Source organism: Pseudomonas sp. ADAK2 (genome assembly GCF_012935755.1).
In the GTDB taxonomy this organism is placed as follows: Bacteria; Pseudomonadota; Gammaproteobacteria; order Pseudomonadales; family Pseudomonadaceae; genus Aquipseudomonas.
Map to the genome: position 1 here is coordinate 3536476 of NZ_CP052862.1, position 18160 is coordinate 3554635.

Genomic DNA, 18160 nt, shown 5'->3' on the forward strand with positions numbered 1-18160 from the left:
CCCATGAACACAACACCTGAACCCGAGCGCCCTTCTACACTCATCTCGCCGCCTCCAAAAACCCACTAGTCGAGCCCCCATGACCTCCCTCAAAAACCGCCTGAAGCAAGGCAAGGATGCTCGTAAGACCTGCCCCCGCAACACCCAGTCGTCCCTCGGCAACATCGACCGCGACCCGCTGCCACTGATCAAGGCGTCCAGCGAGGGCCGTATAAAGTCGCTGGTCGAGTTGCGCTACGGCCGGATGCTGGTCTCTCCTTTCACGTTTTATCGTGGCAACGCCCTGCTCCAGGCCCATGACCTGGCTGGCACGTCCAGCATGGGGCTGATATCGCCCATTTGCGGCGACAGTCATTTGATGAACTTCGGCGGTTTCGCCACGCCCGAACGTAATCTGCTGTTCAGCCTCAATGACTTCGACGAAGCGCACCCCGGGCCTTGGGAGTGGGACCTCAAGAGGTTGGTGGCGAGTTTCCTGATAGCGGCGAAGGACCTGCGGCACGGCGAGACAGTCGAGGAAGAGGTCTGCCGCCAGGTGGTCGCGGCCTATCAAAAAACCATGGTCGAGTGCGCCGAACAGAGCGCCATGGAGACCTGGTACGAGTCCATCCGCTACGACGATTTGCTGGAGCAAGCGAGCAAAGCCACGCTGGAACATGTGGAGCGGGCCCTCGAGAAAGCCGAGCGACGCACCCACGCCGAGTTGCTGCCGAAAATCTGTGAGCGTGACGCCCATGGCCGTCTGACGATTCGCGATGACTTGCCGGAAATCTTCCACCTGCATAAAAACACCACGCTGCTGGATGCCGATGATGACTGGCTGCGTCTCTCCGACTGGAAGCCGCTTTACGAGACGTTCATGGGCGACTACCGAGGCACCCTGCAAGCGGATCGACGTGAACTGTTGTCGCGGTTTCATGCCCACGATATGGCGTTCAAAGTGGTGGGCGTGGGCAGTGTCGGCACGCGTTGCCTGGTGGCGCTGTTGACTGACGAACAGGAGAACCCGCTGTTCCTGCAATTCAAGGAAGCGCGACGCTCGGTGCTCGCCGGTTACGTCAAGACCCGGCCGCGGGTGCAGCACGAGGGTCAGCGTGTGGTGAATGGCCAACGCTTGATGCAATCGGCCAGCGATCTGTTCCTCGGCTGGACCACCGGGCCCAGTGGTCGGCACTTTTATGTGCGCCAACTGCGGGACATGAAAGTCTCGGCGGAAATCGAGACGTTCGATGCAGAAACTTTCGCCGCCTACGCACGGACCTGTGGCCGCGCCCTGGCCCGGGCTCACGCCAAATCGTCAGGGCACGCCGCGCAGATCAGCGGTTACATCGGCAAAAGCGAGGCGTTGGCCGATGCGCTGCTCAAGTATGCCAAAGACTATACCCGGCAGAATGAGCAAGACTTCGAGCTGTTTCAGAAGGCCTGTCGCAAGGGCCGCTTGCAGGCGCGCTCTGAAGCGGACTTTGCGGCGGATCATTTGCCATAAACAGCGCGATGGGCCCTAGCAGATGAATTTTTCTTCACCCAATCGCCCCGCGCCAACCGGTACAGTGCCCTCGCTCATTCAAGAAACTACGGTTTGCCCGCCCTCCCGCGGGCTTTTTTTTGCCTGGCGATTGATCGAAAAGTGTGCGAGCGCCCGGTTTCCGGGCTTTGGGCGATCCCTTGATGCAAATCACTCCCCATCCTCCATAGGGTGTACCATCAACACCGGTCAATCAGATATCAGTTAGCCATGTCCACGCTAAGCGAAGAGAGCCGCCAGATCGTAGCTTCTCTGGCGCACCGTGTTGGTCCCAACGCTGACACTGCAGGAATCGCCCAGGCGATCGTTACCACCTTGCAGGATATGAACGCAGCCCTCACGCCCATCATCGGCCAGCAAGGGGTTGTCGCGCTCTATCGTCGCAGCCTCCACCTCTGCGCCTCCACTCATCCGCGTCTTGCCGGCACCTATAACAGTGTGCAGGCCGCGCTGGATCTGATTGCTCTCAAATCCGTACTCGTCGAGCAAAGCGAAGTCGATGCACTGTTTTTCGGTGAAGTGCTGCTGACCACGTTTTACGAGTTACTGACTACGCTGATCGGGCCTTCGCTCACCGCACGTTTGCTTCGTGGCATGTGGGAACCTTCTTTGAGCGACACCCCTTCGCAGGAAAATTCGCCATGAGCACCAAAGTAACTATCAACCGTCTGGCCACCGGCGTGCCAGGACTGGACGAGGTGCTGGGCGGAGGTTTGCCGGAATTTTCGTTCAACATGATTGCCGGCCCTCCGGGCTGCGGCAAAACCACCCTGGCGCATCAGATGATGTTTGCCCTGGCAACGCCTGAACGCCCGGCGTTGTTCTTTACCGTACTGGGCGAGCCGCCGCTGAAGATGCTGCGCTACCAGCAGCAATTCGACTTTTTCGATGCCGAAGCGATCAACCAGTCGATCCGCTACATTAACCTGGCCGACGACACCCTGGCCGGGGATCTGGACCAGGTCCTGCGCCGCATCGTCAGCGAAGTCGAAACCCACGCCCCGGCGCTGGTGTTTGTCGACTCGTTCCGCTCCGTGGTGCTGGCCAGCCAGACCGAAGACAACCCGAACAACAACCTGCCGCAGTTCATCCAGCAACTGGGCATGTTGATGACCACCTGGCAGGCGACGACCTTCCTGATTGGCGAATATTTCACCGAAACCGACACCAACCCGATTTTCACCGTGGCCGATGGCCTGATCTGGCTGCGCCAAAGCGTCGAGCGCAACTCGATGGTGCGCAAGATGGAAATCATGAAGATGCGCGGCCAGCCGACCTTGCCGGGGCTGCACACCTTCCGCATCGCCACCTCGGGGATCAAGGTCTTCGCCCCCGCGCCACTGAACCCGATTGAAGCGCCGCTGGAGTTCCCGATCAAACGCCTGAAAATGGGCGTGCCGCAGCTCGATGACATGCTCGGTGGCGGTCTGCCCCGGGGTTATTCGTTGCTGGTGGCCGGGCCATCGGGTTCGGGCAAAAGCATTCTGGCCGCGACCTTCCTCGCCGAAGGCGCGCGCAATGGCGAGACCGGCGTGATCGCGGTGTTCGAGCAACGGCCCAATCACTCGCAAAACGCTACGCTGGCCGGGCTTATCCAGAGCGGCCAGATCGGTTTGGTCGACAGCCGCGCGCCGGACCTGTCCATCGACGAAATCGTCCAGTTGCTGCTCAGCGAGATCGACCGACTCAAAGCCACTCGCGTGGTGATCGATTCGCTGTCGGGCTTCGAGCTGGCGCTGGCGCCGACCTTCCGCGAGGATTTTCGCGAGTCGCTGTCGCGCATGGTCACCGCGCTGACCAGTGCCGGGGTCAGCGTATTGATGACCTCGGAGCTGGAAGACCGTTACACCGACCTGCGTTTCAGCCCTTACGGCACGGCGTTCCTCACCGACGCGATCATCGTCCAGCGCTACATCGAAGTGCAGAGCCGCTTGCTGCGCATCATGGCCGTGGTCAAGGTCCGTGCCAGCGCACACTCCGATGAGCTGCGCCTGTACCGCATCGACGATGACGGCCTGCAGATCGGCGAGATGTTGCCGGATCAGGAAGGTTTGCTCGGCGGCCGGCCAACCCGTCGGCCCGCCCTCCAGGACAAGGTGTAAACAAGGACCATGACTGAGGCCACTGGCACGAACGCACAAGCGATGGCGACCGCCGCGCGTGAGTTGTTCCTGCTCGGCCAGAAAACCGTCGAAGCACGTGCGGTGCTGACGGCGCTGCAAAAAGAACTGAACGACACCAACAATCGACTGGTGGATGCCCAGCAAATCGAGCACCTGGTCGAAGCCAATCAGCAATTGGTGCTGGCGGTGCTATTGGCGCAAACCGATGCGGAAAAACCCCAGCGCTCGAAAGAAGAGCAACGGCTGTTCCTGGAGATGCGCGAGGCCAATGCACAATTGGTGATCGCCGCCCTCAGCGCGCAAAACCTGCAAGCCTCGGCGGAACACACGCTGGCGCAGCAACGCAACATCCTCACCTTGGTCGCCCATGAACTGCGCAACCCGCTGACGCCCATCAGCATGATCGCTGGTCGCCTGGTGCGGGTGCCCGCCGCCGAGCTGCCACGCATGCAGGCGCTGATCGAAAGCCAGGTGCAGCACATGTCGCGGCTGGTGGACGACTTGCTCGACGTATCCCGCGCCAGCACCGGCAAGCTGCGCCTTGATCGCCAAATCGTCGACATGGTGGAAATCATCCAGGGCGCCATCGAAGTGTGCAGCCCGGTGATGAACACCCGTCACCTGCACTTCAACGCCGAACTGCCCGCGTGCGCGCTGTCGGTGGACGGCGACCCGGTGCGCCTGACGCAAATCCTCGGCAATCTTCTGGGTAACGCGGCCAAGTACACCCCTGCCGGAGGTCATGTCACGCTGTCGGTCACGGCCACAGCCGATGTGCTGGAGATGAGTATCTACGATGACGGCATCGGCATTTCCGCCCAGGCCTTGCCGTTTATCTTCGAACCGTTTGTGCAAGATGTGCATGCCATCGGCTTCAACGGCGCCGGTCTGGGCATTGGCCTGACGGTGGTTCGCGAACTGGTCGAAGCCCATGGCGGCAAGGTGGTTGGCATGAGCGACGGCGATGGCTTGGGCAGTACTTTTATCGTGACATTGCCGCTGGTGGTTTGAGTTTTTCCGCTCGCCACGTAATGCTTGCGTGATGATCCCCGCGAACCGGAGCGCCCTATGCCGCTGTTGTCCCTGCCCTGCAAACGCCTGACGCTGGCGGTGCTCGACCCTGAACAGGCGACACTGGAAAGCGACTTCTACCGGCGCAATCAAAGGCACCTCGCCCGCTGGTCACCGATCCGTCCCGCCGATTACCACAGCCCTGAACGCATCCGCCCGCGCCTTGAAGTGCAAGCCAGCGCTTTTGCCGCCGGCCTGGCGGTGCATTTCGCGCTGCTGGATCCGGACAACGGCCAGATGATCGGCGCCTGCAATTTCAGCGGCATCACCCGCGGGGCATTCCAGGCCTGTTATCTCGGTTACCACATCGACGAAGCCCATCAGGGCCAGGGCTTGATGCAAGAGGCGCTGGAAGCGGGCATCCGCTACATGTTCGAAGAACAGCAACTGCATCGGATCATGGCCAATTACATCCCGGGCAATGAACGCAGTGCGCGCTTGCTCGAACGCCTGGGATTTGAGCGTGAGGGCTACGCCAAGGCCTACCTGAGCATCGCCGGGCGCTGGCAGGATCATGTGCTGACCGCGCTGATCAACGAGCGCTTTGAAGCCCTGGAACAGCGCTGGTCCCGACCGCTGGCGTAATAGTCATATCCGTTCACAATTCGTTAAGTATTCACCCCGTATGCTCGGGCTTCCCGTTCCCTTGTCCGGTAACAGAAGCCTATGTCGCGTGCCGCCTCTTCCCTGTTTCTGCTGGCCGTCCTGCTGTTTTTCTTCGCTCTGGGCAATCATCAACTGCAAGGCTCTACCGAAGCCCGGGTCGCCGGGATCGCCATGCAGATGCACGTCGACAACGACTGGGTGACCCCGCGCCTGTTCGGCGAACCCTTCCTGGAGAAACCACCCCTGAGCCTGTGGCTCGATGCCGGGGCGATCCGCGCCTTTGGCGGCACGCCGTGGGCAGTGCGGCTGGCGTCGGCGTTTGCCGGGTTGTTCAGTGTGATGGTGCTCTACGCGATGCTGCGCCGGTTCGGCCGGCCCAAAGCCGTGGCCTGGACTGCCGGGTTCATGTTGGCGACCATGGCCAGTTACTGGAGCAACACCCGAGGCGTCGGCGAAGACGGCTTGCTCACCTTCGGCGTGACCATGGCGCTGTTGGCGTTTTTCCAGGGGCAACGGCAATCGACCGTCGGCAACGGGTTGCTGTTTATCGCCGGGATCAGCATCGCCACCCTGAGCAAAGGCGTGCTGGGCCTGGCGATGCCGGGGGTGGTGATCTTCGCGTTTCTGCTGGCGGAGAGCCTGATGGACAAACGTCTGAAGATCGCCGATTGGCTGCGTCCTGGCCTGTTGACGCTGCTGGGTTTGATTCCGCTGCTGATCTGGCTCGTCGTGCTGTATCAGCGCGGCGGCGTTCACGCTGTCACGGAAGTGCTGCTGACCAACAGTGTCGGGCGCTTCAGCGGTTCCTTCGTCGAGGCCGGGCATTACGAGCCGTTCTATTACTACCTGCTCAAACTGCCCCAGGCGTTTCTGCCGTGGAACATTCTGGTGTACCTGGGGTTGTGGCACTTTCGCAAAAGCCTGATGGCCAACCGGTATTTGCTGTTTTTTAGCGTGTGGATTCTGGCGCAGTTCCTGATGCTGACCCTGGCGTCGAGCAAGCGCACGGTGTACCTGATGTGCCTGGCGCCAGCCGCCGCCGTTATCGCCGCTGAATATGCTCGGGTGCTGTACGAACAGTTGAAAACCCGTGAAGGCAACTCCGGCCTGATCGGCCGCATCGCCCATCACCGCCAGGGTTTGATCGCAGGGATGTTGGCCGTGGTAATTGGCTGCTACCTGATCACCGCCCAATGGCTGCTGCCCCACGCTGATCGCAAGCTGTCGTTTGTGCCTTTGGTTGAGCAAATCCAGACCTTGCAGGCCAACGGGCAGCAGGTGGCGCTGTTCCAGGCGGATGAGCGGGTGGGCGGCGCCAGCGTGTTTTATACCCAGCGCGTGCTCAAGGGGTTGGACACCGAGGCGCAGTTGCATGAGTTTTTGCAGGCCGCGCCGGGCAATGTGGCGGTCATGGCTGGTGAGGGAGAGCCTGTGGCGCCGTTGAAGGTGCTGACGATCATGATGGTTGGGCGGCAGCCGTATTATTTTGTCGGGGAGTGAGTCTGTCAGATAGACCGCGTTATCGTTCTTCGCGGGCAAGCCTTGCTCCTACAGGGTTTGTGTCGCACACAATTTTTATGATCGACCTCGCCCCCTGTAGGAGCGAGGCTTGCCCGCGAAAGCAATCTCCCAGCCACCACCAGCCCCTAAGCCAGACAACAAAAAATCCGCCACCCTCAATCAGAGGCTGGCGGGTTTTGTCGTTCAGGGCAGTCGTCAGCTGACGGTTTGCGGCTGCGTAACCCGAACAGCCCGCTCATGCCTTTGCAACACCGGCACCTCCAATCGCGCCCGGCCATAAAACGCCAGCGCCGTCAGCAAACACGCCAGCCACACAAAGATCCCGGCCCAGAAGGTGTGGGACATGTAGTGCCAGCCCTGCAGGACCCGCGCGGTGCCGTAGATGAAGCCAAGCAGCAACGAGCCCCACAGCACGGCTTTCGAAAAGCGCCAGCGGTAGCGGCGCGCCACGAAGTACAACGCGAGCATGGTGAAGCCACCCGAGGCATGCCCACCCGGCCAGCACCGACCATCGCCCGCCTCCTTGAACAGCTGGAAGTTGTTGTACCACTCCACGTGGGCAAGTTTGCCGCCGTAGAGGGTCGTTTCAATCGGGCAATACACGCTGGTGTGGGCCTTGAGGAAATGGATCACGCCGGTGCAAATGGCAAACGCGAACACCACGAACAGAAAGTCCCGACGATGTTCGTTGGCAAAGCGCAGCACCGGGGCGGCTTTACTACGCTGCAGAAAACCGCCGAGTCGTGGATGCTTCTGTGGATGGACCAGCGGCCAGACAAACGACAGCATCGCCCCGATCAGCGCGATTTCAGCGGTCCAGTTCGGAATGATCCGCGCCCATTTGTGGGTGAGCTTTTCAAAGAAGTGCACCTTGTCCAGCGGGAATATCTGGGCGACCGGGTCAAACAACAGATTGCTGAAGGCGATGTCGATTTTGGTCATGTCGAACATCAGGAACACTACCGCCGCGCAGGCCAGTGGAATACCGAAGTTCACCCAGTAAAAACGGGAAGGGGAAGCCGTCTGCATCGTAAATCCTGAGTCAGGGAAATTATCGAGTCGTCACCGAACGCCAGTCAGAGGCTTCGATGTAACCGAGAATGGTGGGCGCTTGCGGTGTTTCGGTAGACACGAACAGCGAGGCGCCGTAACCCAGGGTGGACGTCGACACGTTCATGCTTTTTTCCAGTGCCGTCATGCACTCGCTGTGGGTCACCAGGATCAGGTTGCGGCCCGGCACTTTGTGCGCCAGGGCGTCGCGCAGCATGCTGCCCTTGCAACTGATCAACCAGTCTTCACCGGCGCTGACCGAATTGAACATGTAGCCGGCGGTCTGCGCCGTGCGCACCATCGGGCTGTTGTAGATGTCAGCCTTGGCCAGGCCCAGGCGTTCGAAATGCGAACCGACGGCCACCGCAACGCCGCGGGAGCGATCGGTGATGCCATCGTTGCCGCTCAGGCACGCCGCCCGGGAGTGATCGCAGCGCTCGACGTGGCGCACCAGCACGATCATGTCGCCCTTGGCCCAGCCGGACATCAGCGCCTTGGCACCGGCCACGTTGCCATGGGCCAGGTCCGGCACGGCGGCGGGCGACAGCAGCCAGAAGGTCAGCGGAATGACCAACAGCGCCGAGGCGAGCACCACCAATGTGTTGCGATAACGGGCCAAACGGCTCAGATCAATCGAGCGTTTAATCCCGAATAGACTCAGTCTCAATTCCACATCAAGCCGCCTCGCCGGCATGCCGCACCTGTCATTCGATGCCGCGAGGGTAGAGAGGCAAGCGTCCCCGGCGAGTGAAACCCATGTGAAAAAAAGCTGAAACCCACCCAATACCTTGTTACAGGTTCTGTCCGACAAAATCCTTTCAGCTCTCGGGATTGCTGCCGATACAGGTCTGCAACACACCTTGCTGGCACCTAAAAACAACAATCTTCCAGCCAACTGACGATAGAGAAATGCAACGTTCCTGGAGGAATTGTGATGAATAGCTGGTTCGGCAACATCAGCGTGAATATGAAACTGGGGCTGGGATTCGGCCTGGTCCTGGCACTGACCTGCGTCCTGGCCATCACCGGCTGGACGAGCCTGGGCGGCTTGATCGACCGCAGCAACTGGATGAGCGACATCACCCAGCTCAATGCCGGCCTGACCAAACTGCGGGTAGTGCGCCTGCAATACATGCTGACCAACGGCGACGAAACCGCCGCGCAGAACGTACAGACCACCCTCGACAGTTTTGAGGCGCAACAAACCGCGCTGCTGGGCAGTTTCAAAAATGTCGCCAACCTGAAAATGCTCAAGGAGCAGGCGGGCGTCATCGCTGCTTATCAGGCCTCGCTCAAGGAAATGCGCAGCGCTTACCGCACCGGTAACAGCGCCCGCGATGCCATGGGCGCGAATGCCGAAGCCGCCAACACGCTGATCAATACGATCAGCAAGCGTGTTCAGGAAATGCCCCTGAGCGATCAGCGTTTCGAGCAGTTCCAGGCCGTTACGGCAGCCAAGGAAGCGTTCATGCTGGCCCGCTACGAAGTGCGCGGCTACACCGCCACGACCAACGCCGAGACCGAGCAAAAAGCCGTCGGCCAACTGGACGCGGCCATCGCCAGCCTGAAGCCACTGAACGTGCATTTCGCCGACACCCAGCAAGACGCCCTGCGTCAGCTGGACACCGCACTGACCAATTACCGCAGCGCCTTGCTGGCGTTTAAAACCGCCACCGCCGACGCCGTGCGTGTGCGCAAGGACATGACCGAGCAGGGCGCCGCCATCGTCGACCTGAGCGACAAGCTCTACCAATTCCAGATCGACCGTCGTGACATCGAAAGTGCCCAGGCCCGCACCCTGCAATTGATCAGCACCTTGCTGGCATTGCTGGTGGGCGTGATTGCCGCCGTGGTCATCACCCGTCAGATCACCGGCCCGCTGCGCGAAACCATGACCGTGGTCGACCGCATTGCCAGCGGCGATCTGTCCCAGGACGTCAAAGTCACCCGCCGCGATGAACTCGGTGTGTTGCAACAAGGCATCGGCCGCATGGGCGTGACCCTGCGCGACTTGATCAGCGGCATCCGCGATGGCGTCACCCAGATTGCCAGCGCCGCCGAAGAGTTGTCCGCCGTGACCGAACAAACCAGCGCCGGGGTCAATAGCCAGAAGATCGAAACCGATCAGGTGGCTACCGCGATGCACGAGATGACCGCCACCGTGCAGGAAGTCGCGCGCAACGCCGAAGAAGCATCCCTGGCAGCTGCCGCCGCTGACGGCGAAGCCCGCGCCGGCGACAAGGTGGTCAACGAAGCCATCGCCCAAATCGAACGCCTGGCCACCGAAGTGGCGCGTTCCACTGAAGCCATGAGCGTGCTGCAACAGGAAAGCGACAAGATCGGCAGCGTCATGGACGTGATCAAGGCTGTGGCCGAACAGACCAACCTGCTGGCACTCAACGCCGCGATTGAAGCCGCCCGTGCCGGTGAAGCCGGTCGTGGTTTTGCCGTGGTTGCCGACGAAGTCCGTGGCCTGGCCCAGCGTACGCAGAAATCCACCGAGGAAATCGAAGGCCTGGTGGCTGGCTTGCAGAACGGCACGCAACAAGTGTCCGCGGTGATGAACAACAGCCGTGCCCTGACCGACAGCAGCGTCGCCCTGACTCGCAAGGCTGGCGTGTCCCTGGAAAACATCACCCGCACGGTGTCCAACATCCAGTCGATGAACCAGCAGATCGCCGCCGCTGCCGAACAGCAAAGCGCCGTGGCCGAAGAGATCAGCCGCAGCATCATCAACGTGCGCGACGTCTCCGAACAGACCGCCGCCGCCAGCGACGAAACCGCCGCGTCCAGTGTTGAACTGGCACGCCTGGGTGGTCAGTTGCAGCAGATGGTCAGCCACTTCCGGGTCTGACACCTCAGACCAGATCGTTCCCACGCTCTGCGTGGGAATGCCTCAATGGACGCTCCGCGTCCGCTGTTGAATGTGACGCGGAGCGTCACGGGCTGCATTCCCACGCAGAGCGTGGGAACGATCAAATGGTGGACCCCTGTAGGAGCAAGGCTTGCCCGCGAAGAGGCCCGACCCGCCAACATCAAACCCAACTGATTCCCCTCCCAGCACCCCGCCCGCGCTAAGCTCGAAGAAAATCCCGAGGCGCTACATGACAAACAGAATGTCTACCAAGAAGCGAATCTACCTGGGCCTGGCCCTGTTGGTACTGGTAAACGCCGCCGTCCTGGCAGCCGTCGTACTGAGTAACGTCTCAAGCGCCTATGGCCGGCACATGATCAAAACCACAGAACCGCTTCTGATCGAAGGGCGCAACGGCGATGAACATGACTACGTGCTGCCCATTGGAACAACGCTCTATTACGATAAAAGCTACCCCGAAGGATTCGATCGTTATTGGGTTTATTTGAATCACAAAGGCGTTATCGCCCACGAAGAAGTGCCGATGAAGCCGGAATACGGTGGCGCTTTGATTGATCCGCTTTGGCTCTCGAATATCGACGCCGATACGTTGAAGGACCTGTTCAAACGCTTCCCCCTGTCCAAGGAAGATATCGCCGCCGCCGTAAAAGCCAATCAAATCACCCGGGGCGATTTGGCGGACATTCTTCGTTCGATGCCGGAGTAACGCCGCCAACGCGAGCCAATCCCCCTACTGAGCTAAAACGGCGCCGCTGGCGATTGTGCCCCACTCACCGCGTCCCGCGCTGACGCAATGCCGACGGCATGAAATACGCGTCTTCCGGCACCGGCTGGGTGAAGTCCACGGTGGCGGGTTCTTCGTTGTCCAGGTTTTGCACGTAGTAGCGGCGCGCCTGCAAATCGTGGAAGACGTCCAGCGCGCTCCAGGTGGTGGGCAGGTCGTAGAAGTTTTTCAGGTAGGCCATCGACACCCGCCACAGCTCCCCTCGCCCGTCATATTGATCGACCAGCGCGGCGCCCCAGCTGTCCTCGTCCAGAAACAGCACGCGCTTGGAATAGATATGCCGCGAGCCGGGCTTGAGTGTGCCTTCGACCACCCAGACCCGATGCAGCTCATAACGGGTGTATTGCGGGTTGAGGTGGCCCGGTGTGAGTAACTGCGCGTACTTCACATCAGGGCTGCCGACCTTGTAGCTGTTGTAGGGAATGTAGATTTCCTGCTTGCCCTTGAGCTTCCAGTCGTAGCGGTCCGGCGAGCCGTTGAACAGGTCGGTATCGTCCGCCGTGCGCAGGCCGTCGGACGAGGCGATTGGCGTGTCATACGCCAGGTTCGGCGCGCGACGCACCCGGCGTTGGCCGGCGTCGTAGACCCAGGCCTGGCGCGGGTCCTTGAGCTGGTCGAGGGTCTCGTGGATCAACGCTGCGCCGCCGGCCAGCCGGGCCGGGCTTTTCACGAACGCCAGGTAGTAGAACAGGATGTTTTTCAGGTCGGCAAACTGCCCGCCCGGCCGGTAATAGTTGAAGAGCCCTTCCTGCTGCGAAGTCACCAGCGCGAAGCTGCCGTTGCGCTGTACCGGCGCTTCGGACGCACGACGGACCACATAGGTGCCGCGATAACGGGTGATGTGGTTCCACAGCGCCTCGATCCCATCCTTGGGCACCGGGAACGGCACGCCGCCATAGGCATCGGCAAATCCGGTGCCGCCGTCGAGCAACTTCGCCGAGGTCGCATTTTTGAAGGTGTTGTCATACAGCCATTGCGGCGCCGAGCCCGAGCGACGGCTGGTGTACACCGGCATCTGGAACGTATCGGGGTAGCTGTTGAACAGCGCCATCTGACCCGGGCTGAGGTGGGCCTTGTACTGTTCGAGGTTGGCCTTGGTGATGGTGAACTGCGGCTTGTCCGCCACGTAAGGGTCGGGGTGATGTTGACCTGGCTTGTAGCCCGCCGGAGCCTGGGTGATACCGCCGTCCCACGCCGGAATGGTGCCGGCCGCGTTACCTGCACGTTCAGCGCCCAGCGGCGTCAGCGTGGTTTTCAGTTGCTGGGCTTGCTGGGGCGTGATGGCGGCCAGCGCGCTGCCGGCCGCCAGGCTCAGGACCAGCGCCAGCGTGGTCTTGGTCAGTCGAGGTGTGAACATGGACGTTCTCCGAAATAAAACCCGCGGTTAGGGGCACTCACAAGAAGTACTTGAGGTTGAAGCCGACGTTGTCCCGATCGCGAAGACCGTTGTCCTGCCCGCCGCCGTAGAAATTGGTGTATTGCAGCTCGGCCTCCAGCTTGTTCTGGTAGTTGGCCTTGACCCCCAGGGTGTAGGCCTTGCGGCCCTCGATGGTGTTGCCGGCCTGGTAGCTGTTGCCCTTGAAGTCGTCCTTGTAGACGACGTAGGGCGAAACGTTGACCCCGGCATACACGTCGTTCCAGGTGCCATTGAACATCGCGGTGTAGCTGTAGGAATTGCGGTCGACCTGGTCGCTGCGTTCGCCGCCGGACACATAGGAATAGTTACCGGTGCCGGCGTAATAACGGGTGCTGCCGTCATACGCGGTGTATTGCAGGCTGCTGCCGCGCAGGTGCTCGGACGCCAGTTCGAACACGCCGAACATCGAGTCGAATGACAGGCTCGGGCCAAAGTTGTAGATGCTGCCCAGGGACGTGTTGAACGCTTCCACCCGTTCGCCGTTGTTGATCTGGCTGTCGAGGGTGACGCTCTGCCCGCCGATGTTGATGGTCTTGCCGGCCGCCGCAGCGGCAGCGCCGTTGGCCAGGTCGCCGATCAGGTCGTTGGTGGCGGCGACGCCGATGGGCAGGTTCGGCCGATAGGCCACTTCACCGAACACCGACGCCTGGCCCAGGGTGGTGTTGAAGCTGAAGCCGTACATGCGGATGTCTTCGGCGTAGCGCCGGTGCGCCTGAATGTTGCCCAGCACATCCGCGGTCGCCAGACCGTTGGCCAGTTGCCCCGCCTGACTGCCAGCGACACCGGTCAACAGGTTGGTCAGGGCGTTCATGTCGATGCCCTTGTAACCCCCGAGATCGGCGGAGACGGTCGGCTCCTTGGCGTGGTAATTGACCATGTACAGCCCGAATTCGGTGCTGTTGAGTGCTTCGGCAATGTATCGAAAGGCGAAGCCGAACTGGCCGTCGTTGCGCGCGTTGTAATCCTTGCCGACCGAGGCCACCTTGAGCGTGTTGCCGAAGGCCGGGGTCACGCCGTTGGCGTACAGCCCGGTGCTGCCGAGGGCCTGTTTGAGCAGCGGGTTGTTGCCCAGCGCGCTGTACAGATCGATCACGTTGCCGAAGCCGGGCACCGGGGTGTCCAGCGCGGTGCCGGTGAAGTCGTTGTAGGCGGTGTTGCCGCCGTCGGCGAACAGGTCGGTCTGCGAGTAGAAGGTGCCGACCGGATCGATGCGGGTTTCCTTCCAGTTCATCTGGTAGAAACTTTCCATGGTCAGGGTATCGGTCAGGCCGACGTTGAAGCTGAGCGCTTCCACCGGTACCAGCACTTCCTTGACCTCAGCGCCGGGCAATCGGTACTTGGCGGCGTCCACCGGGTTGGTGGTGTTGATCCCGCCACGGTAGAAAATCCCCTCGCCCCAGTTGAACACCTGACGCCCGAGACGAGCAGTGACCGGCATCTGGGCAACGTCCCAACTGCCATGGACGTAGGCGTCGAGCATCTCGATCCGGCTGCCGGCGATGTCGCGGGTCTGGCCGGTAAAACGGTCGTCCTGTGGGTAACTCTGGCTCGGTTGCGACGGGCTGTTGTTGCGGTAGTAATCGTTGCGCTTGTCCATTAACTGGGTGTCATAGAACGCGGTGCCGCGCATGAACAACCCGTAGTTCTGATAGTTGGCTTCAAGCTCCGAGGTGATTTTGTACACCTCGGAAACCAGCCCGGTATCGAAGTTGCGATTGCCGTCGTTGGTGTTGACGTCATCGTTGCTCTTGTCCCGGCCCTGAACCCGCCACAAGCGGCCATAGGACAAGGTACTGTCGAACGAGCCGGTGACCTGTTTGTCCAGCACGCTGAACTCCACGGCCTGCACCCCGTCGACCGCGCACAATTGCAGCAGCCCCGCCAGGCCGACTCCGGGTAGCGCCGCGCCAGACAGGCGCAATCGAATCCTCATGGTCTGTTCCTCCTTGTCTGTTTTTTTTGTTTTTGTATCCGGCCAACGTTGTTGCGATGGCTACGGCGCCAGGCCCGCACTGACATAAATCCGGCTGTGCGCGCCGAAATGCCCCAGCAGCTTGAACAGCTGTTGGTTCAAGGCCGGATGGTCGTAACGTTCACGCTGCACTTGGTTGCCGGCGCTGAAATCGCGGGTGATCGGCGCCGTCTCCAGCCATTGCCCGATCGCTTCATCAAAGGCGGCGGATGCGTCGGCGGATTCGGCACTCACGACGTCGCGCAGGTAAGCCACCGAGTACGGCGGGTAACTGGCGTCTTGTGCAAAGTCGGCGTAAGCCTGGAGCATCGGATGTAGCTGACCGGCGCGTAGCAGGCGACGCAGCCAGGTCGACTGATATTTCTCCACTTCCATGTGCCGGGTGGCGACTCGCTCGATGGCTGCGTGCTTGTCGGCCTCATACCCGGCCAGTGCCTTGCCTTCGAGCAGCAGCAGGTTGGCCAGCTCGACGCCGGGCAGCGGTTTGGCGTGATAAGGCTGGGTCAGGTCCTGAATGTGGTGCAGACCCCAGCCGAGAAAACGATAACCCCAGTAGGGATGGCCACTGGCGAAGGCTAGTCGCGCCAAGCCCATGTACTGGTAGGCGCGCCAGTCCGGCCAACTGCGCTGGAGAAATCCGGCCGCGGCATACACCACCGCGCTTTCATGGAAGAAGCCCATGTGGAACGGCGCCTGGGAGCTGTACTGAAACCGCGCATCGCCGAACGGCTGCGGACCGAAGCCGTACAACGCGCCGACCTCGCCCGGGTTGTCGCTGAACAGGTTGATGTCGTGGCCGTAATCGGGTTCATCGGCGGCGCTGGCGAGCACGGCCAGGGGCGCGACTTTTTCGCCATCGACCACGTGGATAAAGCGCTGGCGATTCCATGGCGAGAGGGTCTGTTCGACCATCACCTGCTCGGCCTTGAGGTGTTCACGCTCGGGCAAATCCTTGCCCGGCATCGGCTGGATGACCATGGCCAGATGAATCAGGGGATTGATGCGCAACGCGGTGAGGAAATCGTGGCGCAGGTTGTCCCCCGGCAGGTCGGACAGTTGCAGGTTGTCGGGGCGTGACGGGTATTGGGCGAAGTGCTGACGGGCGTACGTTTCCTGCTCATCCAGCAATGCGCGCACGGCGTCGTATTGCTGGGCGAGAAACTGCTCCAGCGGTTCGACGTCGACCTGGGAGGCATCGCGCAAAACCGGCAGATCCTGCAAGGCCAGGTAACTGCCCACCGTATGGTTGGACCAGCCCCAGGCTGTCGGGATCGTTCCACACAACAGCAGCAGGAGGAATGTCAGCTTCATTGCTTCTAGTTCTTATTGGAGGTGCAGTGGGGGTTGAGCCTAACAACCGACCCCGCCGCTGACACTGTCCAATCTCACCAGAAAAGTTCTCCGATAGCGCCACGCCAAGAGCGCGTCCTCGTGTGTTCACCCACGGTTTTCACGAGCCCGGAGCGGCGTCGTACACAAAAGATTGGCGTTGTACGCGAAGCAAACGTCAGGCCGGGTAACCGGTGATTTTGCGAATGCTTTGGTACAACGGCTTGAGCTGGCGATACATGCGCAGGTAGACCTCCTTGTACAGTCGCTCATAGACCTGCTGCGCCTCGGGCTGCGGCATGAACACCGCGCCGACCCGGGTCATGGCGGCGATCGCCGCAGGAAAATCCGCGTACAACCCAAGCCCCACCGCGCAGCAAATGGCCGCGCCCAGACCGGACGCTTCGTAGACATGCGGACGCTCGGCCGGCAGGCCGAAAATGTCCGCCGTAAGCTGCATCGCCGCATCGCTCTGGGAGCCACCACCGGCGACGCGCAAGCGCTTGATCGAGACCTTCGAACGCAGCTCGATACTCTGCAAACCCTGGCGCAAGGCATACGCCAAACCTTCGAGGATCGCCCGATAAATATGCGCGCGGGTATGCACGTCGCCAAAGCCGATCATCGCGCCTTTGGCCTCCACGCCCGGCTCGCGGATACCAGGCGACCAGTAGGGTTGCAGCATCAGTCCCATGGAGCCCGGCGGCACCGCATTGACCAGCGCATCAAACAGCTGCTCGGGCTCAATGCCCTGCGCTTTGGCCTGCTGCATTTCCCGCAGGCCGAACTCGTTCTTGAACCAGCTGACCATCCAGTAGCCGCGATAAATCATCACCTCGCAGTTGTATTGATCCGGCACCGCAGACGGGTACGGCGGAATCAACGGGACGATTTCCAGGTAACGCGAGCGGGTGCTGGTGATCGTCGCCGTGGTGCCGTAGGACAGGCACACCGTGTCGGCGTCGACCACGCCGGAACCCACAACTTCGCAGGCTTTGTCAGCACCGGCGGCGATCAGCGGCAAGCCCTCGGGAATGCCGGTGTGGCGGCTGGCTTCGGCGCTGATGTGGCCCAGGGTTTCACCGGGTTTGTGCAGCGTAGGCAATTGCTCGGGACGCACGGCCAGCGCCTGCCATTTCCAGTCGGAGCGAGCGGCCCAACGCAGCCGTTTGAAGTCGAACGGCAAGTAGCCGACGCAACAACCCACCGAGTCGACAAAACGCCCGCACAGGCGATGGGTCAGGAACCCCGAGAGCAGCAAGAACTTGTCGGTCGCCGCCCACACTTCAGGCTGGTGACGCGCAATCCAGTTGGCCTCGGCCTGCGCGCGAAAATAATCCACGGTAGCTTTCGCGCCGACCAGTTTGAACAGCCAGCCCCACGGTCCCTTGATCCGGCCTTCGACTTCGGCCTGGCGTTGATCGAGCCACAGGATCGCCGGGCGCAGCGGCTTGCCCTGGGCATCGACGTTGATCACGGTGCCGCGCTGGGTGGTCAGGGACACGCCGGCAATCTGTGCACGGTCAATGCCGGTTTGCTGCCATAACTGCTGACAGGCCTCCCCCAGTTTCGCCCAGTAATATTCAGGATCCTGCTCGGCCCAGCCAGGTTGTGTCGAGTAATAGGCCTGCAACTCGACCTTGCCTTTGCCCAGCAGATTGCCCTGCAAGTCGAAGAGCAGCGCACGCACGCTCTGGGTGCCATTGTCGATCGCCAGCAGGTAACGCTTGTTCGGGTGGTTATCCATGGAGCTCTCTTCAATGGGACGGCGCTTATCTTCAATCTGAAAAACACACTAGAAACCTGTAGCAGCTGTCGAGCGGAGCGAGGCAGCGTTTGAGGACGAAGTCCTCGTAATCGTCCGGGCGGGGACAGACGCAGCCTCGT

Annotated in this window: 14 protein-coding genes and 1 pseudogene; 9 read left to right on the plus strand and 6 right to left on the minus strand. The window is 61.2% G+C overall.

Features of this window, described 5'->3' with window-relative positions; genetic code table 11:
• Nucleotides 1–79: 79 nt before the first annotated feature.
• The 6 genes from HKK52_RS16470 to HKK52_RS16495 all read left to right on the plus strand — a co-directional run bounded on the left by HKK52_RS16470 (nucleotide 80) and on the right by HKK52_RS16495 (nucleotide 6825).
• Nucleotides 80–1486: a DUF2252 domain-containing protein gene (locus HKK52_RS16470; protein ID WP_169371694.1), complete on the plus strand. Its 1407-nt coding sequence runs from the start codon at nucleotides 80–82 to the stop codon at nucleotides 1484–1486.
• Between the two features lie 249 nt (nucleotides 1487–1735).
• Complete coding sequence (locus tag HKK52_RS16475) at nucleotides 1736–2170, plus strand: hypothetical protein (RefSeq protein WP_237150786.1); 435 nt, start codon at nucleotides 1736–1738, stop codon at nucleotides 2168–2170.
• Nucleotides 2167–3627, plus strand: a complete 1461-nt coding sequence (locus HKK52_RS16480) for an ATPase domain-containing protein (protein WP_169371695.1) — start codon at nucleotides 2167–2169, stop codon at nucleotides 3625–3627. The genes HKK52_RS16475 and HKK52_RS16480 overlap by 4 nt, the downstream gene beginning before the upstream one ends.
• 9 nt (nucleotides 3628–3636) lie before the next feature.
• A complete protein-coding gene (locus HKK52_RS16485) occupies nucleotides 3637–4659 on the plus strand; it encodes a sensor histidine kinase (protein ID WP_169371696.1) in 1023 nt (340 codons plus the stop codon).
• Nucleotides 4660–4716: 57 nt separating this feature from the next.
• The gene (gene rimJ / locus HKK52_RS16490; RefSeq protein WP_169371697.1) at nucleotides 4717–5304 is read left to right on the plus strand and encodes a ribosomal protein S5-alanine N-acetyltransferase; all 588 of its coding nucleotides are present in this window, start codon (nucleotides 4717–4719) and stop codon (nucleotides 5302–5304) included.
• A gap of 81 nt (nucleotides 5305–5385) precedes the next feature.
• Complete coding sequence (locus HKK52_RS16495; protein WP_169371698.1) at nucleotides 5386–6825, plus strand: ArnT family glycosyltransferase; 1440 nt, start codon at nucleotides 5386–5388, stop codon at nucleotides 6823–6825.
• 216 nt (nucleotides 6826–7041) lie between these two features.
• Here HKK52_RS16495 and HKK52_RS16500 read toward each other — a convergent pair whose 3' ends face one another.
• A complete protein-coding gene (locus HKK52_RS16500) occupies nucleotides 7042–7875 on the minus strand; it encodes a phosphatase PAP2 family protein (protein ID WP_169371699.1) in 834 nt (277 codons plus the stop codon).
• Nucleotides 7876–7897: 22 nt separating this feature from the next.
• A complete protein-coding gene (locus HKK52_RS16505) occupies nucleotides 7898–8569 on the minus strand; it encodes a histidine phosphatase family protein (RefSeq protein ID WP_169371700.1) in 672 nt (223 codons plus the stop codon).
• Nucleotides 8570–8965: 396 nt separating this feature from the next.
• Between HKK52_RS16505 and HKK52_RS32990 the strand changes: the two are divergent.
• The 3 genes and pseudogenes from HKK52_RS32990 to HKK52_RS16515 form a co-directional block, all read left to right on the plus strand.
• Nucleotides 8966–9844: pseudogene (locus HKK52_RS32990) on the plus strand (methyl-accepting chemotaxis protein); the annotation flags it as partial.
• Nucleotides 9845–10045: 201 nt separating this feature from the next.
• The gene (locus tag HKK52_RS32995) at nucleotides 10046–10750 is read left to right on the plus strand and encodes a methyl-accepting chemotaxis protein (RefSeq protein WP_429528800.1); all 705 of its coding nucleotides are present in this window, start codon (nucleotides 10046–10048) and stop codon (nucleotides 10748–10750) included.
• A gap of 262 nt (nucleotides 10751–11012) precedes the next feature.
• Complete coding sequence (locus HKK52_RS16515; RefSeq protein ID WP_237150787.1) at nucleotides 11013–11477, plus strand: hypothetical protein; 465 nt, start codon at nucleotides 11013–11015, stop codon at nucleotides 11475–11477.
• 64 nt (nucleotides 11478–11541) lie between these two features.
• Here HKK52_RS16515 and HKK52_RS16520 read toward each other — a convergent pair whose 3' ends face one another.
• From HKK52_RS16520 to HKK52_RS16535, 4 genes are all read right to left on the minus strand, one after another.
• Nucleotides 11542–12912, minus strand: a complete 1371-nt coding sequence (locus HKK52_RS16520) for a DUF1329 domain-containing protein (protein WP_169371703.1) — start codon at nucleotides 12910–12912, stop codon at nucleotides 11542–11544.
• 37 nt (nucleotides 12913–12949) lie between these two features.
• On the minus strand, nucleotides 12950–14905 hold the full coding sequence (locus tag HKK52_RS16525; RefSeq protein ID WP_169371704.1) for a DUF1302 domain-containing protein: 1956 nt from the start codon (nucleotides 14903–14905) through the stop codon (nucleotides 12950–12952).
• 60 nt (nucleotides 14906–14965) lie between these two features.
• Entirely contained in the window at nucleotides 14966–16255 is a 1290-nt protein-coding gene (locus HKK52_RS16530) for a phospholipase (protein ID WP_169371705.1), read from the minus strand.
• A gap of 196 nt (nucleotides 16256–16451) precedes the next feature.
• Entirely contained in the window at nucleotides 16452–18020 is a 1569-nt protein-coding gene (locus HKK52_RS16535) for an FGGY-family carbohydrate kinase (RefSeq protein WP_169371706.1), read from the minus strand.
• Nucleotides 18021–18160 lie beyond the last annotated feature (140 nt).

What these genes read in the sequence shown, in the direction of transcription:
- HKK52_RS16525 (WP_169371704.1), bottom strand. Translation starts at nt 14,905, where the DNA reads ATGAGGATTCGATTGCGCCTGTCTGGCGCGGCGCTACCCGGAGTCGGC.
- HKK52_RS16535 (WP_169371706.1), bottom strand. Translation starts at nt 18,020, where the DNA reads ATGGATAACCACCCGAACAAGCGTTACCTGCTGGCGATCGACAATGGC.
- rimJ (WP_169371697.1), top strand. Translation starts at nt 4,717, where the DNA reads ATGCCGCTGTTGTCCCTGCCCTGCAAACGCCTGACGCTGGCGGTGCTC.
- HKK52_RS16485 (WP_169371696.1), top strand. Translation starts at nt 3,637, where the DNA reads ATGACTGAGGCCACTGGCACGAACGCACAAGCGATGGCGACCGCCGCG.
- HKK52_RS16470 (WP_169371694.1), top strand. Translation starts at nt 80, where the DNA reads ATGACCTCCCTCAAAAACCGCCTGAAGCAAGGCAAGGATGCTCGTAAG.
- HKK52_RS16515 (WP_237150787.1), top strand. Translation starts at nt 11,013, where the DNA reads ATGTCTACCAAGAAGCGAATCTACCTGGGCCTGGCCCTGTTGGTACTG.
- HKK52_RS16530 (WP_169371705.1), bottom strand. Translation starts at nt 16,255, where the DNA reads ATGAAGCTGACATTCCTCCTGCTGCTGTTGTGTGGAACGATCCCGACA.
- HKK52_RS16480 (WP_169371695.1), top strand. Translation starts at nt 2,167, where the DNA reads ATGAGCACCAAAGTAACTATCAACCGTCTGGCCACCGGCGTGCCAGGA.
- HKK52_RS32995 (WP_429528800.1), top strand. Translation starts at nt 10,046, where the DNA reads ATGACCGCCACCGTGCAGGAAGTCGCGCGCAACGCCGAAGAAGCATCC.
- HKK52_RS16520 (WP_169371703.1), bottom strand. Translation starts at nt 12,912, where the DNA reads ATGTTCACACCTCGACTGACCAAGACCACGCTGGCGCTGGTCCTGAGC.
- HKK52_RS16495 (WP_169371698.1), top strand. Translation starts at nt 5,386, where the DNA reads ATGTCGCGTGCCGCCTCTTCCCTGTTTCTGCTGGCCGTCCTGCTGTTT.
- HKK52_RS16500 (WP_169371699.1), bottom strand. Translation starts at nt 7,875, where the DNA reads ATGCAGACGGCTTCCCCTTCCCGTTTTTACTGGGTGAACTTCGGTATT.
- HKK52_RS16475 (WP_237150786.1), top strand. Translation starts at nt 1,736, where the DNA reads ATGTCCACGCTAAGCGAAGAGAGCCGCCAGATCGTAGCTTCTCTGGCG.